This is a genomic window from Aliikangiella sp. G2MR2-5, from assembly GCF_015687155.1.
Taxonomy (GTDB): Bacteria; Pseudomonadota; Gammaproteobacteria; order Enterobacterales; family Kangiellaceae; genus Aliikangiella.
This window is the reverse complement of record NZ_JADPQF010000003.1, coordinates 570423-590081: the sequence shown is the minus strand read 5'-3', so window position 1 is coordinate 590081 and position 19659 is coordinate 570423. Positions and strand designations below refer to the sequence as shown.

The following is a 19659-nucleotide window of genomic DNA, read 5'->3' as shown; positions in this document are numbered from 1 at the left end:
AAGTCAGGCTGATTTTACGAAATAAAGTTTAGAATAGTCGATTTCGCCGCAATCAATTGTTCTGGCTGCAACGGATCATACCATTTGGCATCCGGCCAGCTTCTCAACCAGGTATACTGCCTTTTAGCCAGTTGCCGGGTCGCGATAATACCTCTTTCGATCGCTTCCTCCAGACTAAGCTCTCCACTCAAGTGCATCCAGAGCTGACGATAACCAACACATTTCATCGATGGACAATCCAACTCGAGATCGCCCCGTTGATAGAGATTTTCTACTTCTTGTAAAAAGCCCTGTTTCATCATCAAGTCAAATCGTTTGGCGATTCTTTGATGCAGTACGCTGCGGTCCTCTGGCGCCAAGGCTATCGACAATAAAGGGTTAGGTAATGCATCGAGTTGCTGCTCCTGATGCCACTGTGAAAGAGGTTTACCACTCACTTCATACACTTCCAGTGCACGCAAAATGCGCTGAGTGTCAGTTGTGTGAAGTCGTTCCGCGGTTATTGGATCGACTAATGTTAATTTAGCATATAAAGATTCAATTCCTTGCTCTACAAGCTCAATCTTATATTTCTCTCGAACAGCTTCATCTGCCTGCGGTAAGTTAGCCAGTCCATCTTTAAGCGCTTTGTAATAAAGCATGGTTCCGCCAGCAAGCAAAGGCATTTTACCGCGCGCATGAATATCATTGATCAGCCTTTTTGCATCATGGGCAAAATTAGCTGCAGAATAAGCCTCTTTGGGATCGAGAAAATCTATTAAATGGTGTGGTGCCTGCAAAAGTTCTTCTGCACTCGGCTTGGCACTCCCAATATTCATTTCTCTGTATACCATTGCCGAGTCTACACTTATGATTTCAAACTTCCCAGTTTGGTAGAGCTCACTCGCCAACGCAGTCTTTCCACTTGCAGTAGGTCCCATGATAAAGATTACCGGCTTATCCGGCTCTGCTATTGCAATTGAATCACTCATATCAGTCCGCTTTTTCAAGACTTTTTTTCGGTTTCGTCCAGAGATTTCGAAATAGAGAAGCCTCTATCGGTCGATAAATATCAAACACTTCATCGGTTAAAAGCTCATTCGACTCGTTATTTTTAATCATTTTTTGATAAGCGTGATTGAGTCGATTCACCAAAGCTTTATCTAAAACCAATAAATCTAACCAATCATAGAATTGAGAAGCTTTATTTAAATAGAGTTGCTCTGAAGTTAATTCATCTGAACTTAGCTGTGCGGGTTTTATTTGGCTGAGTGTTTCAAACTCTACTTTTTCTAACCAGCGGTTTAGAAAATTAAATAGCGGTTCATTGTCAACTGCTTCCAGCCAGAAAGGAATACTTCGAATTGTTAATGTCTCTGCGTCAGCCTGTTCGCAAATAAAACCCAACTTTTCCAGTAATTGATGAAAATGGAAATCTTCCAGCCAGTCAGGAGCAAAACTTTGCTGCAGCGGAAAAAGCAGCGGAACCGACACGACTTCTCCTACGCAGGTCATCGAAGCGGTCAAATAAGCTGGTAGAAGTTCTCTCGAATTAAACGCGTAAGTCTTTCCTTCTTTTTCGGTCAACCAAATATTTTCTCCGACAGAAAAAACCGGCCAAAACTCGCTATTTTCCGGAGGCACCGATAAGCTTGTGCCAATATATTCTGGAGATGATGTTGTTTCGGACTTATCAACAACAGGAGAAGCCTGAAGTTTGCTTTCGCCCTGAGAGATTTGATTTTGAGAAAAGTAGCTCCTTGAAAAATTCTCCGCAACACGATTCAAAAGGTTTTCACTTGCTCTGAAATTCACTTTTGGTGAAGAAAACGATGACTTTTGTTCAGACTCCTGGCAACTACTCCCTCTCGGCTTATTCTTATTTAAAAAAGTATTTTCCTTAAGATTTTCATTTCGAAAGCTTTCTTTTTCAAAGTTTCTTCCTTCTCCCGGAGGCATTTGTTCAGCTTTGCTTGAAAAAAATTGACCGCTTTGTAGCTCAAATACAGATTGAGGCTGTGAATAAATACCGGGCTTAATTGAAGCACCATGGCTCAGATTACTTTCGTTTTGAACAAGTAAGGCGCTAGTTTCCGGCTGCAAGGCGTCGGAAATGCTTTTCGCCAATAAGTCATGTACCAATCGCTGTTGATCGAAGCGAACTTCATGTTTGGTAGGATGGACATTAACGTCCACTTTGGAAACATCCATCTCGATAAATATCACATAAGTCGCCATTCGGCCCGGTGGAAGAAGCCCTTCGTAGGCTTGTCTTATGGCATGATTGACAGTTTTGTCTTTGATCGGGCGGCCATTCACAAAAACATATTGGATATCCGACTCACTTCGATGAAATTCAGGACGTCCCAACCAGCCTCTGACTGTCATCATTTCATGGTCACAAAGAAATGGTAATGCATTATCGGCAAAACCTTTACCGCAAATAGTCGCGATACGCTTAAGCTTCTGACTGTTATCTCTTACCGCAGGAACTCGCTTAATGACTTTATGATTGTGCTTGAGAACAAATGCTGTCCCGAAGTTTGCCAGGGCATGCTGTTTGAAAACTTCTTCTACATGGCTAAATTCAGTTTTTTCCGTGCGCAAAAATTTAAGTCTGGCCGGAGTGTTATAAAATAGATCCGCTACCTCAATTCGTGTTCCTGGTGCTGCAGAGGCGGGTTGAATATCAACGTTCATTTCGCGACCTTGAGCAATTGCCTGCCACGCGAGCGGTTCAGACTGAGGACGCGAAGTTAAGGTTAGCCGAGAAACAGAGCTAATACTCGCCAGCGCCTCGCCTCGAAAACCGAGAGAACCTATAGCGTGGAGATCTTCATTGGTTCTGATTTTACTGGTGGCATGTCTGGTGAGCGCCAGTTTAAGATCGTCTTTATATATACCGCTACCATTATCAGTGATCCTTATCAGACGAGTACCACCGCGCTCCACATCCACTTCGATGCGAGTTGCCCCGGAATCAATACTATTCTCGACTAGCTCTTTAACCACCGAAGCCGGTCGCTCAACAACTTCCCCTGCCGCTATTTGGTTCGCGAGCCGGTTATCCAGCAAATGGATTCTATTGTTCAAATCCAAGGTTAAACCTCAGGAATGGAAAGAACCTGGCCAATTCTTAAATTGGATGAGGTTAATTTATTATGTTTTTTCAATTGATTCATACTCACACCATATGAGGCAGCAATTTCAGACAGAGTATCTCCTCTTTTTACTTTATGTGATCGCTCCTGTCCTAAACTCGCGATATATGTACCATCTGGTGCATTAGCCCTGAAATATTTTTGTACTCCTGAGAAGACCGCATTGGCAATTTTATTTTGCTGTGAACTGGTTCTTAATAGCCTTTCTTCTTCCGGATTAGAAATAAAGGCCATTTCTACCAACATTGCAGGAATATCAGGCATCTTTAAAACCACAAAAGCAGCTTTTCTTAATCCTTTGCCGTGCATTTTGGGCATAGATGAAGCTAGCTTTTTTCTGACTTCTTCACCCGCTTTTAAACTCTCGCCAATTGAATAGTGCATGGAAAGGTCTATTAGTACTTTCGCTACCAGAGGGTCCTTATTCTGCAAGCTTTCGACCCCGCCCAGCAAGTCAGAACTTTTCTCTCTTTGCTCCAGCCACTTACCCATTTCAGAGTTTGCACCACGAGTCGATAAAACCCATACGGATGCTCCTTTTACTCTGGAGTCGGTAAATCCATCAGCGTGCAACGAGACCAACAAGTCTGCTCGATTATTTCGTGCTAGCCGGGTTCTTTCTTCCAGCCCAACATAGTAATCACCACTGCGAGTGAGAAATGCTTTATAACCTTTTTGTGCGTTAATTTTTTCAGCCAGTCGTTTAGCTACGGCTAAAGTCACATTTTTTTCGCGCGTACCTTTTTTTCCTGAAGCACCAGGATCTTCTCCGCCATGCCCGGCATCAATCGCGATAATAATGTCTCGATTCTTTTCTTTTATCACCGACGATGCCGTTTTTACTACCGGCTTTTGAGCATTTTTGTCTCGAATATCGATAACCAGTCGATGTCCATAATCTTGATATGGTTTGAGCAGGAAGTCTTTGGTAGAAACTCCTCGCTTTAAATCAAGTACTACTCGTAATTTATCACTTGACTGACTAGCACGAACTTTCTTAACAAGCGCTTGCGGGACATCAACAGTATCAATTTCAGTCTTCAATTTCGCATTTTGAAGATCCACTACCAGTCGGTAGGGGTCCTCTAAAGTAAAAAGTTTATAGTCGACCTGTTCACTAACATCAAATACGAGTCGTGTCTTTTCCGGGTCCTGCCAAAAACGGATCCCTTTTACATCCCCTGCTACGGCAGAGCTGCAAAAAAACAGCAAGGCCAGCTTAAACATGAATGATTGAAATAGTACTTGCTTCAATTCAACACCCTTACAACTTCTAAATACTTTTTTTACTGATGCGCTACAAATCAGTTTTAACTTTATTGCCGGCTACATTATTTCTCCAGCTTTCGACAACGCTACACAGCTAAATCACTCTCGGTCTTTTATTATTGTTACTTCAGTATTAATCAAATCTGAATACAGTTTTTATTTTTCAGCTGAGTTTTTATCCAAAAATCAACCATGTTCTGCTTGTAATAACTTGAGCAAGGCTTTGGCCCACAGGCAATCACCTGCCACCAGTGTAATATTTCTAGCTTCGCCTTCATAGTCCAAATTTATTGTCAAATCGGGCTCTGGTAGCAAGCCTTCACCTTTATCCGGCCACTCTACCAGACAAATTGCAGATTCATCCAAATAGTCTCGAATACCAATATATTCCAACTCTTCAGGGTCCGCTAGTCGATAGAGGTCGAAATGATAAAACTTCCTGTCTTCAACTTCATAGGGTTCAACCAAAGTATAGGTCGGGCTTTTGGTGCTTCCTTGATGCCCGGATGCCCTAAGAATGCCTCTAACCAGGGTAGTTTTACCGGCCCCCAGATTACCATTAAGAAAGATAAGCGCTTTCGGTGGTAAGTTTTCTGAGAGAATAGTTCCTATATTGAGCGTCGCAGCTTCGTCTGGCAGGTGAACACTCATCACACCATGCTCCATACATACCTCAAGTTACACTGAACTGTCGTGTCTGTTTGAACGCACTGACAGTTGCCTGGAGTTTAAAGACAGATTTTTGGCGCAATTTTAACACAGTAAAGATATATTTGTTCTTTACTGCTTTTTATCGGCTGCGCTGACTAGTCTAATACGGATTAACTAAGGCTGGTAAATGGGGAAAGAGATCGGCAGCCAATAGTCCCCGATAATAACCTTTTGGCCCCGCAGCCCTGTCAGCGGCCTCACCATGAATAACAACACCTAATGCCGCAGAGTCCAACAGACTAAACCCTTGAGCTAGCAAAGCACCAACGATACCTGAGAGAACATCTCCCATACCGCCAGTAGCCATTCCTGGATTGCCTACCGGACACACCAGAGTCATACCGGTATTGTCGCTAACTATGGTACCAGCGCCCTTGAGCACACAGATCCCACCATATTGCTCAACAATGGCCTGACAAGAAGCAAAGCGATCCTGATTAACTTCTTCAGGTGAAGTATTGAGGAGCCTTGCCGCTTCTCCCGGATGAGGAGTGAGTACTCGCTTATTATCTTTATTTGGATTTTCTGCCAGCCAGTTGAGTGCGTCGGCATCGTAAACTTTCAATGTATCCCTGGCCTCAAGCTCTTCGTTTAAGAACTGCATCCACGCCTTGCCTCTTTTTCGCTGGCCTAAACCAGGACCGGCGATAATCACACTCGCTCGCTTGAGTAAGTCCTGACACTGCTGGTCAGGTAAATCGATATCCTGCGCCATCACTTCAGGCCGTGCGCTAACCACCTGTGCAGCTCCCTCTTCCACCATAGCCCAGGTAAGTCCACTGCCGCATCGAGCCGCCGCACTTGCAGCCAGCACTGCAGCCCCCAACATTCCTTTTGAGCCCCCTATAATAAGACTACGGCCATGATCTCCTTTATGCGCAGCCGGCAGTCGGGGCTTTAGCTTGTGCTTTAAGCTATTCCAGTTTTCAGCAATCACATTAAACTCATGTTGCTGATAGCAGCTATCTGAAACTCCGAGATCAAATAGCTTAACTTTGCCACGATAATTGGCCGATGTTCCTGTATACATCCCTTTCTTGTGGCCGATATAGGTTACTGTCATATCAGCATGAACCGCTTCAGTTACTACGCTTCCAGTATCTGCTTCAAGCCCGGATGGAATATCAATCGAAAGGACCGGCACCTTAGCTTTGTTTAATTGAGCGATCACCTGATCGAAAGGAGAACGCAAAGCGCCCTTAATTCCAGTCCCCAGCATAGCATCAATAACAAGGTCAAAAGCGCTCAGGTCCAGCTTATCCCAGGATTTGATTGCAATGCCGCTTGTATGTAATTTTTGATAGGCAATCAGAGCATCCCCCTTGATATTGTCCGGCTCACAAAAATTACACAAAGTTACCCTTTTACGTTCTTCGGTTGCCAATCGAGCGACAACAAAGCCGTCTCCGCCGTTATTACCTTTCCCTGTTAAAATCAATATATTACGAGCTTCTGGCCAATTATGTTTTAGGGTTTGGTAGGCAGCTCTGCCAGCAGCTTCCATCAAAGGATAAGTGCCCTTTTGCTCGCTTTTGGCGTAAGACAGTTCAATATCTCTTATTTGAGACGCAGAATAGAGGGCGACACCTGCATCGGGGGAAGAATATCTCATCAACTGGCAACCAGAAATTTCTGTTTGAAAATTCGCATTAGAGTCAGCCTGTCAGGCGACTCGGCAGCACTCTTTTATATATTTGTTTTTACTCGAGATTAATAAAATGCTCGCGATAATAGAGTAACTCGGCAATCGACTCGCGTATATCTTCTATCGCAAGATGTTGATTTTTCTTTTTAAGCCCTTTCATTATTTCAGGCTTCCAGCGAACCGCGAGTTCTTTAACTGAACTCACATCAAGGTTTCGATAATGAAAAAAATCATTCAACTTCGGCATATAACGCACCAGAAAACGCCTATCTTGTCCAATACTATTGCCACACATGGGCGACATTCCCGCAGGAACCCATTGCGCTAAAAACTCCAATGTTTTCTGTTCTGCTTCGGCTTCACTTATCTGACTTTCAATAACCCGCTGAGTTAGACCGGATTGACCATGATGCGTCGTACACCATTCATCCATAGCATCCAGGATACCTTGCGGCTGGTTCACCGCCATCACCGGCCCCTCAGCAAGTATATTGCAGTCCTTATCCGTGACAATGGTGGCGATTTCAATAATTCTTTCTTTATCCGGATCCAGTCCAGTCATTTCCAGATCGATCCAGATTAGATTGTCACTTTTTTGCACCCATTATCTCCTGCAGTAATGCTTTGCTTGTATGCTAAATGAAGCCATGATGTTGCACTATTATATTGAATATTCTGGAAAAAACACCGGCTGTAAATAGCCATCCAGTAAAGATAGTATATAATATTCAGCAAATTAAGCCCAAGGCAATATCAAGTCCGGGCAAAATAACCTTACGAGCATTGGTTTGGCCAAACGAGATAAATTAACCCACAGACAAAAACGTCAGGTAGCACAAAAGCAACGACAAAGGCTGAAGAAGACAGACAAGCCCCCAGAGTTATCCGATCTATCTGAAGCCAGAGACGGGATAATTATTAGTCGTTTTGGCGAGCAAGCCGATGTTCTATCTTTAGGCGAACACCAGCAATACCGCTGCTTCTTAAGGCAAAACCTGGGGGCGCCTGTTCCGGGGGATAAAGTCAGTTTCCGTCTCGATCCAAACAATCAGGGTATTGTCGAAGCTATGTATGAGCGTAACTCGGTGTTGACGCGTCCTGCGCAACATCAGGGCGTAAAGCCGATTGTTGCCAATATTGAGCAGGTTTTTATCGTAACGGCCCCTTTACCCGACTTCTCCTCGGTTTTACTCGACCGCTACCTGGTAGCGGTAAATAATGCCCAGTTAAAGGCAACCATCATTTTCAATAAATGGGATCTTTGCGCAGAAATATCTGCTCAGGCAATAGAGAGTCAATTGCCAATTTATCAATCTTTGGGCTATCCGGTATTGAAAACCTGTGCCAAAAACAATCTGGGAATTAATGAGTTGTCTGAGAAACTTAAAAACTCTCAGAGTATTTTTGTCGGCCAGTCAGGGGTGGGGAAATCATCACTCATTAATAGTCTCTTTCCTCAACAGGAGAGCCTGGTTAACAAAGTATCGGAGAACTCCAGGCTAGGACAACACACAACCACAGCGTCGAAGCTATTTTTCTTCGAGCAAAATGATGGTTTTATTGTGGACTCTCCAGGAGTCAGGGAATTTGGGTTATGGCATCTTGAACCAGAGGATATTGTCAGTGGATTTGTTGAATTCCAACCCTACCTAAGTACTTGCAAATTCAGAGACTGCAGTCACATCAATGAGCCTGGTTGCTCTATCATTCAGGCAGTGAAAGATAACAAAATTTATCAGCAACGCTGGAATAACTACTGCAAGATTTTGCTGGCGAAAGACAAGTAACCTTATACTTGCAAAAGCGCAAAAATCTTATCTGCTTCTACTGGTTTAGAAAAGTAAAATCCCTGTGCCGTTGGATATCCCATATTTCTAAGCGCTATCAACTGTTCTTCTTCTTCAACGCCTTCAGCGACGGCTTCTATTCCAAGATTGCTAGACAAAGTTGCGATAGCTTCAACAATTGCTTTATTGCTGCGATTTGTACTAAGGTCTTTGATGAATGATCGATCAAGTTTTATCGCATCAAAAGGAAAGTGATGAAGATAGCTTAAAGAAGAATAGCCGGTCCCGAAATCATCCAGATAAACTTTGATCCCCATAGATTTGAGTTCACGGACAAAATTGAGTGCCGCCTTGTAATCTTCAATCAAAATACTTTCGGTAATCTCTACGTTCAGGTTTTCTGGTTCAATTTCATATTGACTTAATTTACGCCGAATAACGTCATCAAGGGTTCGTGAAAGTATTTGTACTGCAGACACATTGACATTGACATAGATACGTCGCTTTCCTACTTTCGCTTTCAGTTCAGCAATTTTTCGACAGGCCATCTCTATAACCTGCTCACCGATATCAACTATCAACCCGGTTTCTTCTGCAATGCTAATAAAAATCTCGGGGCTAATGAAGCCTTGTTCAGGATGCTTCCAACGAATTAAAGCTTCAAACCCTACCGTTTCCTCACTTATTACGTTAACTACCGGTTGATAAACCAGATAAAGAGCTCTGGTTTCAACGGCAATTCGCAGATCTCGCTCCATTTTCATTCGAGTTGTAACCAACTCTTTAATGTTGGCATCGAATAGGCAGAACTGATTTTTTCCCTGATGTTTTGCCTGATACATCGCTGCATCGGCATCACTCATTACTAGCTCAGGTGAGTCTTCCGCATTATTCGCCAAACGGATGCCAATGCTGGCGCTGGTAATCAGTGAATGACCTTCTACTTCCAGCGGTTTCTTTAGTTCTTTTAGAATTCTGGCACACAAAGCAAGTGCTACAGATGACTTAGATATACTTGGCATCAAAATACAAAATTCATCACCTCCCAGCCTTGCAACCAGATCATCACTTCGAACGCAACTTTGTAGCCTTTTGGATACTTCAACGAGAAAAAGATCGCCAATATGATGACCAAGACTATCATTAATGATCTTGAAACGATCCAGATCCAGGAATAAAAGAGCCAGGACACCGTCTTGCTGGCGTCGACCTTCTTTTAAAGTTCGACTTAACGCCCCGGTAAGCTGTAAACGATTGGGAAGTCCGGTTAGCGAGTCGTGAAGGCTTTCATAAGCTAGCTGTTCTTCAACGACTTTCCTTCTTTCAATCGTTTTCTCTAACTCATGAGTTCTTTCTTTAACCCTTCTCTCAAGCGTTTCATGCGCATCTTTTAACGAGTCTGCATCTTTTTTGCGTAAAATTGCTGTTGCTACCTGTTGCCCGATGGTCATTAAAATTAATTGGTCATCACGAGTATAAACTCGCTCTTTATCGTAACTTTGAATAGCGAGCACGCCGAATACCTTATTTTTATCTTTTAATGGTACGCCCAACCAACTCTCACTTGCTCTTTTTCCTGCTATCTCCTGTGGTCCTGATTGACCACGAAAATATAAAAAGGACTCTCCGCTATCCAGCACCTGTTCGGTCAATCCAGCAGGCTGGGAATTTGGAGTATATCTTCTTGCGGGTGGTTCACTATCAAACTGGTCCACAAAGTAAACAAAGTTAATATACTGATCATCTTCAGATAGAAGCGCTATAAACTCATTTTTGGCAAACATCAGCTGGTCAATAACTTTGTGAACACCAAAAAACAAGCCTTGCAAACTTTCCGAAGTAGATACCAGCTCGGTAATCTGAAATAAGGCAGCCTGTACCTGCTGACTTTTTCTTCTTTCCTGAATTTCAGCCTTTAAAGCCTCGTTGGCAATTGATAAGGCTTCTGTCCTTTCCTTCACTCGGTTTTCAAGCTCCAGATTAGAATCAATCAATGCCAACTCAGCTTGCTTGCTTTTAGTCACCATTGCTATCTGTCTGGCAATAAATTGCATAATTTCTTCTTCTGGCTGTCCGTAGGTAATATCATCTTGATAGCTTTGAATAACCATTCCCCCCAAGATCTGGTTATCAAAAATAAGAGGTACCCCCAGCCAGTCGTGACTTTGACTGCCGACTGAATCGACAATATTCCTCTCTTCCAACATACAAATATCATTGAACGATAAATGCTGCATTCTTCCCGTTCTCAACATATATCCGGTAAGAGTTCTTCTCGCCTGATCTTCAGTCAATCGATTCAAATACTCACAGTTAATTTCACTATCAAACTTGTCAGAAACATAGACAAAGTTGAGTTTATGCTTTTCACCGTTATAAAGGACAACAAAAAAGTTGTCCGCGTAGGTTAATTGCTGAATGATTTTGTGAAGTCGTTCCGCATATTCACTAATCGATTTACAGTTGACTGCGCTTTCGGTAATTTTAAAAAGAGCGGACTCTAAAGATATTTTTTCTTCAACATCCAAGGAACTTGAGTTTGGTGTAGATGGACTAGTCAACGCCCAAAACCTGCTTTTCTATATCGCGAGCGACACTGGGCTTTAAAACGATAATAGCGATCCTTCGATTGACAGGATTATGTGGATTATCCTTATCGAACAGAATAGAAGAAGAGAACCCTTCGACCCTCGCAATTTTATCTTCATTGATACCGCCGACAACCAATTCCCTTCTTGCAGCATTCGCCCTGTCAGCCGACAACTCCCAGTTTCCATAGTCTTCTCTTTCAATATAAGGCGTAGCATCAGTGTGGCCGGTTACACTTAGCTTATTCGGCACTTTTTTCAATACACTTGCGAGTCCTCGAAGTATCAGCTTGGAATAATATTTAGGCTCTGCGCTACCGCTATCGAACATAGGGCGCTTATCTTCATCGACGATTTGAATCCTTAATCCGGCAGGAGTTATATCCAGCATCACCTGTTTTTTAAATTGTTCAAAAGCTTTACTATTGTCGACCAATGACTCTAGCTTTTCTTTAAGTAACTCCAGCTTGGCAATTTCCTTTTCCTCAGCGAGTTTGTCGAGGTCATCTTCGAGAATATCTTTAATATCAGTTTCCGGTTTTACATTCTTATACTCAATTACCGACGCGTTTTGTCCTCCTTCACCGATAACGGACTTACTTGCTGCAGACTTGTCTGCGTATCCAACAGGATCGCTAAAATACCCCGAAATTGCCTGCTGCTGCTCATCAGATGTATTTCCGATCAACCATAATAGTAAAAAGAAAGCCATCATAGCTGTTGCAAAATCTGCAAACGCGACTTTCCAGCTCCCACCATGAAAATCATGTAAGTTTTTTTTAACTCGCTTGATTATTATTGGTTTGGCATTCTCACTATTGTCTGCCAACACGAACCTCCAATTGTTTGAAAAGGTCTACTACTTACCTCAAGCCTTTCACACACTCTTCTAACTCATAAAAATCTGGACGAACATTGCTAGTCAAAGTTTTACGCCCAAATTCAACCGCTATTTGCGGAGGCATACCATTTACTGAAGCCAGAATACAAACTTTGATACACTCAAAATACTTACCCTCTTCCAGTGCACGATATTCCAGTGCATTGGACAGCGGAGCAATAAAGCCGTAAGCCAAAAGAATACCAAGGAAAGTTCCTACCAGCGCAGCGGCGACATGCACCCCGATAACTTCTGGCGGTCCACCTAGCGATTGCATGGTAATAACAATTCCCAATACCGCGGCGACAATACCAAACCCGGGAAGAGCGTCAGCTACTTTGGCCAGTGCATGCGATGGAGCCAGCTTTTCATGGTGGTGAGTTTCCAGATCAACATCCATAAGATTCTCAAGCTCATAAGAAGTCATATCTCCGATAACCATCAGGCGCAAATAGTCGCAGATAAAATCAAGGGCGTGTTTATCTTGCGTCACCATAGGAAAGCGAGAGAATATTTCACTTTCTTCCGGGTCTTCAATGTGACGCTCAATCGCAATTAAGCCTTCTCTTCGAATAATGTTGAATAGTTGATACATCAAAGACAACAACTCAAGGTAGAGCGACTTGGTGAACCGACTTCCACTCAGTAGTTTAGGGACAGCAGCAAAAGTTCTTGCTGTGATTTTTGCAGGATTGGCGGTGATAAAGGCCCCCAAAGCCGCTCCGCCGATAATGAGAAGCTCAAATGGTTGCCAAAGCGCCACTAACTCTCCATGAGAGAGAACATAGCCCCCCAGTACAGCGGCAAGCACAATGATTCCACCGATAAAAACCGTCATCGATACTCTCTAATTTGTTGAATTTATAGTTAATTAACTACGAAAAGCAATCAATTCGCAGGTACATTAAATATAGTTAAAGATTAGCGAATCCGCCTAAAACCTGACTTTTGCCAATTTCACAGGTAAAATGCGCCTCTTTTTAAGGATTGAGATAGTAAACCATGTCTTTTGGCGATCAGTTAAAAATCACGTCCCAGTACTTGTTTCCACAACATCTGGTCTCGATAGCAGCGGGTAAACTCGCAGACAGTAAAACAGTCTGGTTTAAAAACTGGTTTATTCAGAAGTTTGCCAATGCCTACGGCATTGATATGTCCAATGCGGTCGAGCCAGAACTGACTAACTATGCTTGCTTTAATGACTTCTTTACTCGAGCGATTAAACCTGAGTCGCGCCCAATCGATGATGATCAAAACAGTCTTTGCTCTCCAGTGGACGGTGCAATGAGCCAGTTTGGAAAAATAGAACAGGGGCGAATAATTCAGGCAAAAGGTCATCATTATTCAGCGCTAGAACTTCTAGGAGGAAATGAAGAGAAAGCGAAACTGTTTAGCGATGGAGAATTCTGTACCATCTATCTCGCTCCAAAAGATTATCACCGGATCCATATGCCCTGCGAAGGTACTTTGACCGCAATGACGCACGTTCCAGGAAAGCTCTTTTCAGTTAACCCTTTGACCGCAGAAAATGTCCCCAACCTCTTTGCTCGAAATGAAAGGGTCGTCTGTTATTTTGACACGCCATTTGGAGAAATGGCATTAGTGGCAGTTGGTGCAACAATTGTGGGCAGTGTTGAAACCGTTTGGCATGGAACTGTTACCCCGCCTACCGTAAAGAAACCGAGTCATTGGGATTACCCGGAGAAGAAAGTTAGCTTACACAAAGGCAAAGAAATGGGGCGTTTTAAGTTAGGCTCTACAGTAATCTTGCTGCTTCAGAAAAACCAGTGGCAATGGAATGAAAAGCTCAAGCCTGCCTCTCCCATGGTATTGGGAGAAAAGATGTTGACTCGTCAAGAAAAAAGTTAAGTAAACAAACGGTCCTGAACATCAACAGCAAGGTGAAAAGCACCTATCAGGACCAACCACTCTTATCACTTTTACGCGATAGATCATTAAACATCTATGACACCTTATTGAATTCGATTGACCCGCCTTTGCCTTGGTGTATAATCGATCTTGCTTTCAAGTCGAGGCGACTCTTTGTCCAGTCTTCAGTGAAGTCAAATAATAAACATAATGTCTACTCTAATAGATCGTGATTATTGTTTTTCCTCCTGTGTTTTGTACAAAGATGCGAGCTTTCCGACTAGCTAGGCAATGATCGTTTTAAAGTTAGATACAGGATATTTTTATGTCTACAGTTACAGGAAAAGTTAAGTTTTTCAACGAAAAGAAGGGCTTTGGATTTATCGAGCAGGAGTCAGGACCAGACGTTTTTGTTCACTTTAGCGCTATTCAATCTGATGGTTTCAAAACTTTAGCCGAAGGGCAACAAGTTCAGTTTACTATCTCTCAAGGTCAAAAAGGGCCTCAAGCGGAAAACGTTACAGCCGTTTAATCGCTTAATCCTCTCCTGCATGAAACGCGTCCCCGGACGAGTTTCGTGCAAGAAAAAATTCTTTGACTATTTCTCTATTACTCGCTAGTAGAGCGCCCCCCTCTTGCCCTTGCAGTGATTATTTGCAAGCTATTATTCCATTTCTTTGAGCAATTTAATCTGCTTTCCTGTATAAAACTGAAGGCAGGATATTGTGAATATCATCTTCACGTTGCTTGATCATCATAAGCCTGTCGAAGCCAATTGCAACACCCGAGCACTCAGGCAACCCTCGTTTAAGTGCGGTAATCAATTCACTATCAACCGCTATTGGCGAGTTACCCTGTAGAGCTCTCTGACGGTTGTCTTCTTCGAAACGCTTCAACTGTTCTTCAGCATCAGTCAATTCCCAAAAACCGTTGGCCAATTCGAGTCCCCCGGCAAAGGCTTCAAATCGGCATGCGACGGAATTATCCGAACGAGTCTGGACCTTAGCTAAAGAAGCCTGCGAGGCAGGAAAATCATAAATAAAGGTGACTTTGTCCTTTTCAAAACCAGTCTCAACACATTCAGAGAACAAAAGTGAAAGATAATTATCTCTGAGCATATCTTCCGGTATGTCTCCGAGTCTGGAAGTAGCCAATACTTCTAACTCCCTGACCGTTGCCGTAAATGGATTTAAACCAAGGGCGGACTCAAAAGCCTGTTCATAGGTTAATTTGGTAAAACCATCAATACCCGTCACCAGCTGAATTACTTGCCGTACTTCTTCCATTAGCTGATGATGATCCCACCCCAACCGATACCACTCCAACATAGTAAACTCGGGAGAGTGATTTTTTCCGGACTCATCTGCCCGAAAAACTTTTCCCAGCTGGTAGATATCTCCACACCCTGTGCTCAAAAGCTTTTTCATTGCATATTCGGGGGACGTCTGCAAATAACCCTGTAGTCTGCCGTTGGCAGAAGTTGCCCTCATTGCAGACATATAAGGATCAGTTACCGAATATGGAGAGAGTAGTTCAGAATCAACTTCCATTACCTTTTCAGAAAAAAAATAATCGCGTACAGCCTTTAAAGCTTGCGCACGCTGCTGGAGAATATTCACTTTGATGTTGCACCTAAAAAGTTCAAAACTATCTTTTGGTATACGAATCGCGCCTGGTTTGCAAAAAAAAGGTCATGTCTGAACATAGTTCAACATGACCTCTTTTTTGCGGATCAGCAGGCTCTAAATCAAGCTGGAGCGAACCTGCAATTAGGCTCTTGATACATATTCGCTGGTACGTGTATCAACTTTGATCTTTTCTCCAATTTGGACAAATAAAGGAACACGAACAACAGCCCCGGACTCCAAAGTTGCGGGCTTGCCACCACTACCAGAAGTATCTCCCTTTAACCCGGGGTCGGTCTCAACAACTTCCTGAACAACAAAGTTTGGAGGCGTAATTGAAATTGGAGTACCATTGAAAAGAGTGACCATACAAGATTCCTGCTCTTTCAACCATTTAGCATTTTCACCAACAGCTTTGGCGTCAGCCGCAAACTGCTCGAATGATCCTGGATCCATAAAGTGCCAGAACTCTCCATCGGTATAGAGGTACTCCATATCGGTTTCCATAACGTCCGCTTGTTCAAAACTTTCGCCAGATTTAAACGTTTTTTCGACAATACGACCAGTAAGCAAAAAGTGTACTTTTGTTTTTGCGAAAGCTTGTCCTTTTCCTGGACGAACAAAGTTATTTTCGATGATAGCTACAGGCTCACCATCGAGCATAAATTTCATTCCAGGACGAAAATCATTCGTAGTATATGTCGCCATTGACTTCTCTCTTTGACTTATCTCTTTGACATTAATGTATGGCTTTCTTTCATCACCGGAACTATCGAGCACTTGCCGAATAATTACGGGTGATTCGACTCTCTGAATCGGGTTAAAATAGCCGGATGAAAAATACGTCGACAATAATACCCGTTTACCAGCCCGATTGTCAGGTAAATTCTTGGAAAAAACTGCTTAAAGAAGCGGTTTCCACTCCTGCCTCTTTACTTGAAGCTGTGGGCCTGGCTGAGCACCCTATTCGGTTACAACTAGCTGAGTTGTCCGAGTTTAAAACTCGAGTACCGCAACCGTATATAGACAAGATGACAAAGGGAAACCCTGACGATCCCCTGCTTCGACAGGTTTTGTCACATCAAAACGAAACAATCACTTTTTCCGGTTATAGTAAAAATCCGCTTAAAGAAGAGCACAATGCCATACCAGGTTTACTGCACAAATATAAAGGTAGAGTCCTACTCATTCTCGCGTCAGCCTGCGCGGTCAATTGTCGCTACTGTTTTCGCCGTCATTTCCCTTATCAGGATAGCCTGGCTAGCGGCGCACAACTCGAAAATGCGCTTTCCTATATTGCCAAATCACCATCAATCAGTGAAGTAATTTTAAGTGGCGGTGATCCTTTAATGGTCAGTGACAGCCGCCTATTTGAAGTTATTGCCAAACTGGAAGATATACCTCACCTCAAGAGGCTCCGTTTCCACACCCGCTTACCTGTAGTTATCCCTCAACGAATCACACAAGCTTTGGTGGATCGGCTAAATCACTCGCGCCTGAAAATAAGTCTGGTGCTACATATCAACCATGCGAATGAAATTGACTCTCTACTTTCCGAGTACCTTGCTTTATTTGCATCATCCAAAATCACTCTACTGAATCAAAGCGTACTACTAAAAGGCGTAAATGATAGCCTGGACTCACTACAGGAATTGAGCGAAAAGCTTTTTGAAAACAAAGTTTTACCCTATTATCTGCACCTACTTGACAAGGTTATCGGAGCAGCCCATTTCGAAGTCAACACTAATGTAGCTGTTAAATTGATAGAAGAGTTGCAAAAGCGGCTGCCCGGCTACCTGGTCCCAAAGTTAGCCAGAGAAGAACCTGGAAGAGCTTCCAAAACAGTCATTGCCTAGCAAGTTGTGCTGAATAACAATCTCAGATAGAGAAAGTTGGTTCGCTTGAAATTTCAAGAAAATCAGTAACTTTTAGGCGACCAGATGCTAAATAGGCTAATATTGAATATGACGAAATGTTAACTCGAGGGGTAAAACAGCAACTTTGTAAGACCCCTAGATAAGAATAATATCCATTTTGTCCGAGTGAACTAGCGGGCCTCAAGCCCGTCCAATATCGCAAAGACAAATAAAACGGATGATTTTTATGACGGTTTCATGTTAATTTGGATAATTAGATCGTGAGATGGTTTAGCATAAATAAAAGTTTTACACGGTTAGGGATCTCCAAATGAGGCAAGGACGAACAGGCTTAACCCTAAGAGAGTTTCAGGCCAATCAGCGAACTTTCGTTGAAATGACGCCAAGAAAGGTCTCTCACTGGTTACAAAATTTACCAGTAGCAAACTTGGGGGAAAGTTCGAAAAACATTTACCACCTTCTGGTTCAGACTAATCAGAGTTTGCTCGATCCTGATAAACGTCTACATATTCTTGAAAAGCTCTGTCCGGTAGCCGACCTGATTATCATTTCATTGGAAAAACAGTTTCTCAATAACCATATAGCCCTTAATGAAAAGCAAAAAAAGATAGCAGCACTGGTTCAAGCACTGCAGACAGAACTATGCATAGGGTTCCATTCAGTCATTGAGTCAATTGTAACCAGCGAAATCAAATGGAGTAACAAGAAACATCTCACCAGTGCACTTGCATTTGCCATTAAATACCATAGCTTCGTGATGTTGCGATGCTATCAATTATATGCCTCTGTCCCACGCCGAATTTGGCGAGAGCTATACATTCTTTATAAAATAGCTCGCGAAAACGAACTGGCAACTAACCATGTTGATATCGGAGATGAAGACTGTAGTTCCTGTTTTCAATTTTTTGCACGCATACTACTGTTGAGTATTGCCAATCCTTATCAACTGCGCCAGCCTGAAATTAAGATGCTTTGGGAAATGTTACCGGAGCTATCCGAGCATATATCTCTGAGTTCACACGCTTACAATAAACAGCACTTTGTCATTGCTGTAAACTCTGCCAGTCCGCCAGTACATAAATCGCTATTTTCGGACAGTATATCCAACAACCTGAAACTCACGGTAACACCGGTAGTCGAACATCTGAAGCTAAAGCTCAACACGCTTCAAGAAGACGGAGCGACTGGTGCTCGAAAAGTGATGTTGATCAAACACCTGATTCAGATTTGGAGTCACGGAACCCATAGAGCATTTGCCAGAACACCTTCAAATGAGCACCTCGAAATAAGTATTGGCCTGGGGGCAACCCACTATTTATTAACTCAGGATCCTAATATCGCGGCTCCCGGTGAGGCAGAAAATACACTAGAAGCCATGGAAGGAAGTTTGCGTGGAGCAACATTGCTTGAAGTTTCAGCACGTAGAAATGCTGACACCAAGTCAGATAGAGATTATTTAAGCTCCTCCGGAACTGTTAATGAAGATATATGGGCTAAGCTCTATCGTCCAGATCAAGCAGCCGAAGAGCTTAAACAGAAAAAACAGGAAGCAGAAACCCGCTCTCGAGAAAAAATAGTCAAAGACAGCTACCAGCTACAAACTGTCGACCTGATAAATATGAGCCCCGGCGGCTATTGTATTCAAATTGCAGCAGACCAACTTCCAAAACACGCACAAACCGGTGAAATATTAGGTTTTCTGGAACAGAATCATTGGAGCATCGGTGTTGTAAGGTGGGTGAGAAGGCAAGCAAAAGGTAGCCAGGTTCAGATGGGTGTCCAGTTGCTCGCTCCAGGCGCCAAGCCAGTCAGAGTTCAGCTGAAAACGACTAAAAAAGCAAATAATGAATTTCAACGAGCATTGCGCTTGCCGGCACTTACCGGAATAGGCCAGCCTGAAACACTGATTACTAATCCGTTAGCCTTCAACACTAAAAGTAAAGTGGCTATGAATGATACCGGTCAAATATTTGATATACGTCTAATTAAAGAACTGACCGCCACCAGCAGTTTTAAACAGTTTCAATACGAAGAAATTGGCGGCAGAAAGAAGTTAATTGAACCACGAAGGCGGCCCGATGAGCCCATTCACGACACACCTGATCTGGATGATGTCTGGGACTTAATTTAGCGTTACTGGATCTTTTAATCTGTATACTTTAAGTGTTTCAACCAATAAACAATAAATAATTGCCATTTATCTTAAAATGTTTGATCTTGTTCTCTTTCGGGAATCGCAGATGTCAGCTACAATTTAAGTTGTTAACC

Annotated in this window: 16 protein-coding genes; 5 read left to right on the top strand and 11 right to left on the bottom strand. The window is 42.9% G+C overall.

Annotated elements, in window-relative coordinates:
* Window positions 1-14 precede the first annotated feature (14 nt).
* The 6 genes from miaA to orn form a co-directional block, all read right to left on the bottom strand.
* Window positions 15-971: a tRNA (adenosine(37)-N6)-dimethylallyltransferase MiaA gene (gene miaA, locus IYN84_RS12955; RefSeq protein WP_196139624.1), complete on the bottom strand. Its 957-nt coding sequence runs from the start codon at window positions 969-971 to the stop codon at window positions 15-17.
* Between the two features lies 1 nt (window position 972).
* A complete protein-coding gene (gene mutL / locus IYN84_RS12950; protein ID WP_196139623.1) occupies window positions 973-3072 on the bottom strand; it encodes a DNA mismatch repair endonuclease MutL in 2100 nt (699 codons plus the stop codon).
* An 8-nt stretch (window positions 3073-3080) separates the two neighbouring features.
* Window positions 3081-4394, bottom strand: a complete 1314-nt coding sequence (locus IYN84_RS12945; protein ID WP_196139622.1) for an N-acetylmuramoyl-L-alanine amidase — start codon at window positions 4392-4394, stop codon at window positions 3081-3083.
* A 201-nt stretch (window positions 4395-4595) separates the two neighbouring features.
* A complete protein-coding gene (tsaE, locus tag IYN84_RS12940; RefSeq protein ID WP_196139678.1) occupies window positions 4596-5060 on the bottom strand; it encodes a tRNA (adenosine(37)-N6)-threonylcarbamoyltransferase complex ATPase subunit type 1 TsaE in 465 nt (154 codons plus the stop codon).
* A 160-nt stretch (window positions 5061-5220) separates the two neighbouring features.
* The gene (locus tag IYN84_RS12935; RefSeq protein ID WP_196139621.1) at window positions 5221-6732 is read right to left on the bottom strand and encodes an NAD(P)H-hydrate dehydratase; all 1512 of its coding nucleotides are present in this window, start codon (window positions 6730-6732) and stop codon (window positions 5221-5223) included.
* Window positions 6733-6820: 88 nt separating this feature from the next.
* On the bottom strand, window positions 6821-7366 hold the full coding sequence (gene orn, locus IYN84_RS12930) for an oligoribonuclease (RefSeq protein WP_196139620.1): 546 nt from the start codon (window positions 7364-7366) through the stop codon (window positions 6821-6823).
* A 187-nt stretch (window positions 7367-7553) separates the two neighbouring features.
* Here orn and rsgA point away from each other — a divergent pair, with 187 nt between their 5' ends.
* Window positions 7554-8552 (top strand): small ribosomal subunit biogenesis GTPase RsgA, encoded by a 999-nt coding sequence (gene rsgA, locus IYN84_RS12925; protein ID WP_196139619.1) that lies wholly within the window; start codon window positions 7554-7556, stop codon window positions 8550-8552.
* Window positions 8553-8554: 2 nt separating this feature from the next.
* Here the strand turns inward: rsgA and IYN84_RS12920 are convergent, their stop codons facing one another.
* Genes IYN84_RS12920 through motA form a run of 3 tightly spaced genes read right to left on the bottom strand, consistent with a single transcriptional unit; the run spans window position 8555 to window position 12858 of the window.
* Window positions 8555-11113: an EAL domain-containing protein gene (locus tag IYN84_RS12920; RefSeq protein ID WP_196139618.1), complete on the bottom strand. Its 2559-nt coding sequence runs from the start codon at window positions 11111-11113 to the stop codon at window positions 8555-8557.
* Window positions 11106-11969, bottom strand: a complete 864-nt coding sequence (gene motB / locus IYN84_RS12915) for a flagellar motor protein MotB (RefSeq protein WP_196139617.1) — start codon at window positions 11967-11969, stop codon at window positions 11106-11108. Before motB ends, IYN84_RS12920 begins: the two co-directional genes overlap by 8 nt.
* A 34-nt stretch (window positions 11970-12003) precedes the next feature.
* The gene (gene motA, locus IYN84_RS12910; protein WP_196139616.1) at window positions 12004-12858 is read right to left on the bottom strand and encodes a flagellar motor stator protein MotA; all 855 of its coding nucleotides are present in this window, start codon (window positions 12856-12858) and stop codon (window positions 12004-12006) included.
* 164 nt (window positions 12859-13022) lie between these two features.
* On the opposite strand from motA, the gene asd reads away from it, so the two are divergent.
* The gene (asd, locus tag IYN84_RS12905) at window positions 13023-13889 is read left to right on the top strand and encodes an archaetidylserine decarboxylase (protein WP_196139615.1); all 867 of its coding nucleotides are present in this window, start codon (window positions 13023-13025) and stop codon (window positions 13887-13889) included.
* Between the two features lie 325 nt (window positions 13890-14214).
* On the top strand, window positions 14215-14421 hold the full coding sequence (locus tag IYN84_RS12900) for a cold-shock protein (protein WP_196139614.1): 207 nt from the start codon (window positions 14215-14217) through the stop codon (window positions 14419-14421).
* A 154-nt stretch (window positions 14422-14575) separates the two neighbouring features.
* Here the strand turns inward: IYN84_RS12900 and epmA are convergent, their stop codons facing one another.
* Window positions 14576-15508 (bottom strand): EF-P lysine aminoacylase EpmA, encoded by a 933-nt coding sequence (gene epmA, locus IYN84_RS12895; protein ID WP_371734878.1) that lies wholly within the window; start codon window positions 15506-15508, stop codon window positions 14576-14578.
* 150 nt (window positions 15509-15658) lie between these two features.
* Complete coding sequence (gene efp, locus IYN84_RS12890; RefSeq protein WP_196139676.1) at window positions 15659-16222, bottom strand: elongation factor P; 564 nt, start codon at window positions 16220-16222, stop codon at window positions 15659-15661.
* A 125-nt stretch (window positions 16223-16347) separates the two neighbouring features.
* Between efp and epmB the strand changes: the two genes are divergently transcribed.
* Both epmB and IYN84_RS12880 read left to right on the top strand, forming a co-directional pair.
* Complete coding sequence (gene epmB / locus IYN84_RS12885; RefSeq protein ID WP_196139613.1) at window positions 16348-17370, top strand: EF-P beta-lysylation protein EpmB; 1023 nt, start codon at window positions 16348-16350, stop codon at window positions 17368-17370.
* Between the two features lie 331 nt (window positions 17371-17701).
* On the top strand, window positions 17702-19522 hold the full coding sequence (locus tag IYN84_RS12880; RefSeq protein ID WP_196139612.1) for a hypothetical protein: 1821 nt from the start codon (window positions 17702-17704) through the stop codon (window positions 19520-19522).
* The last annotated feature ends 137 nt before the right edge of the window (window positions 19523-19659 follow it).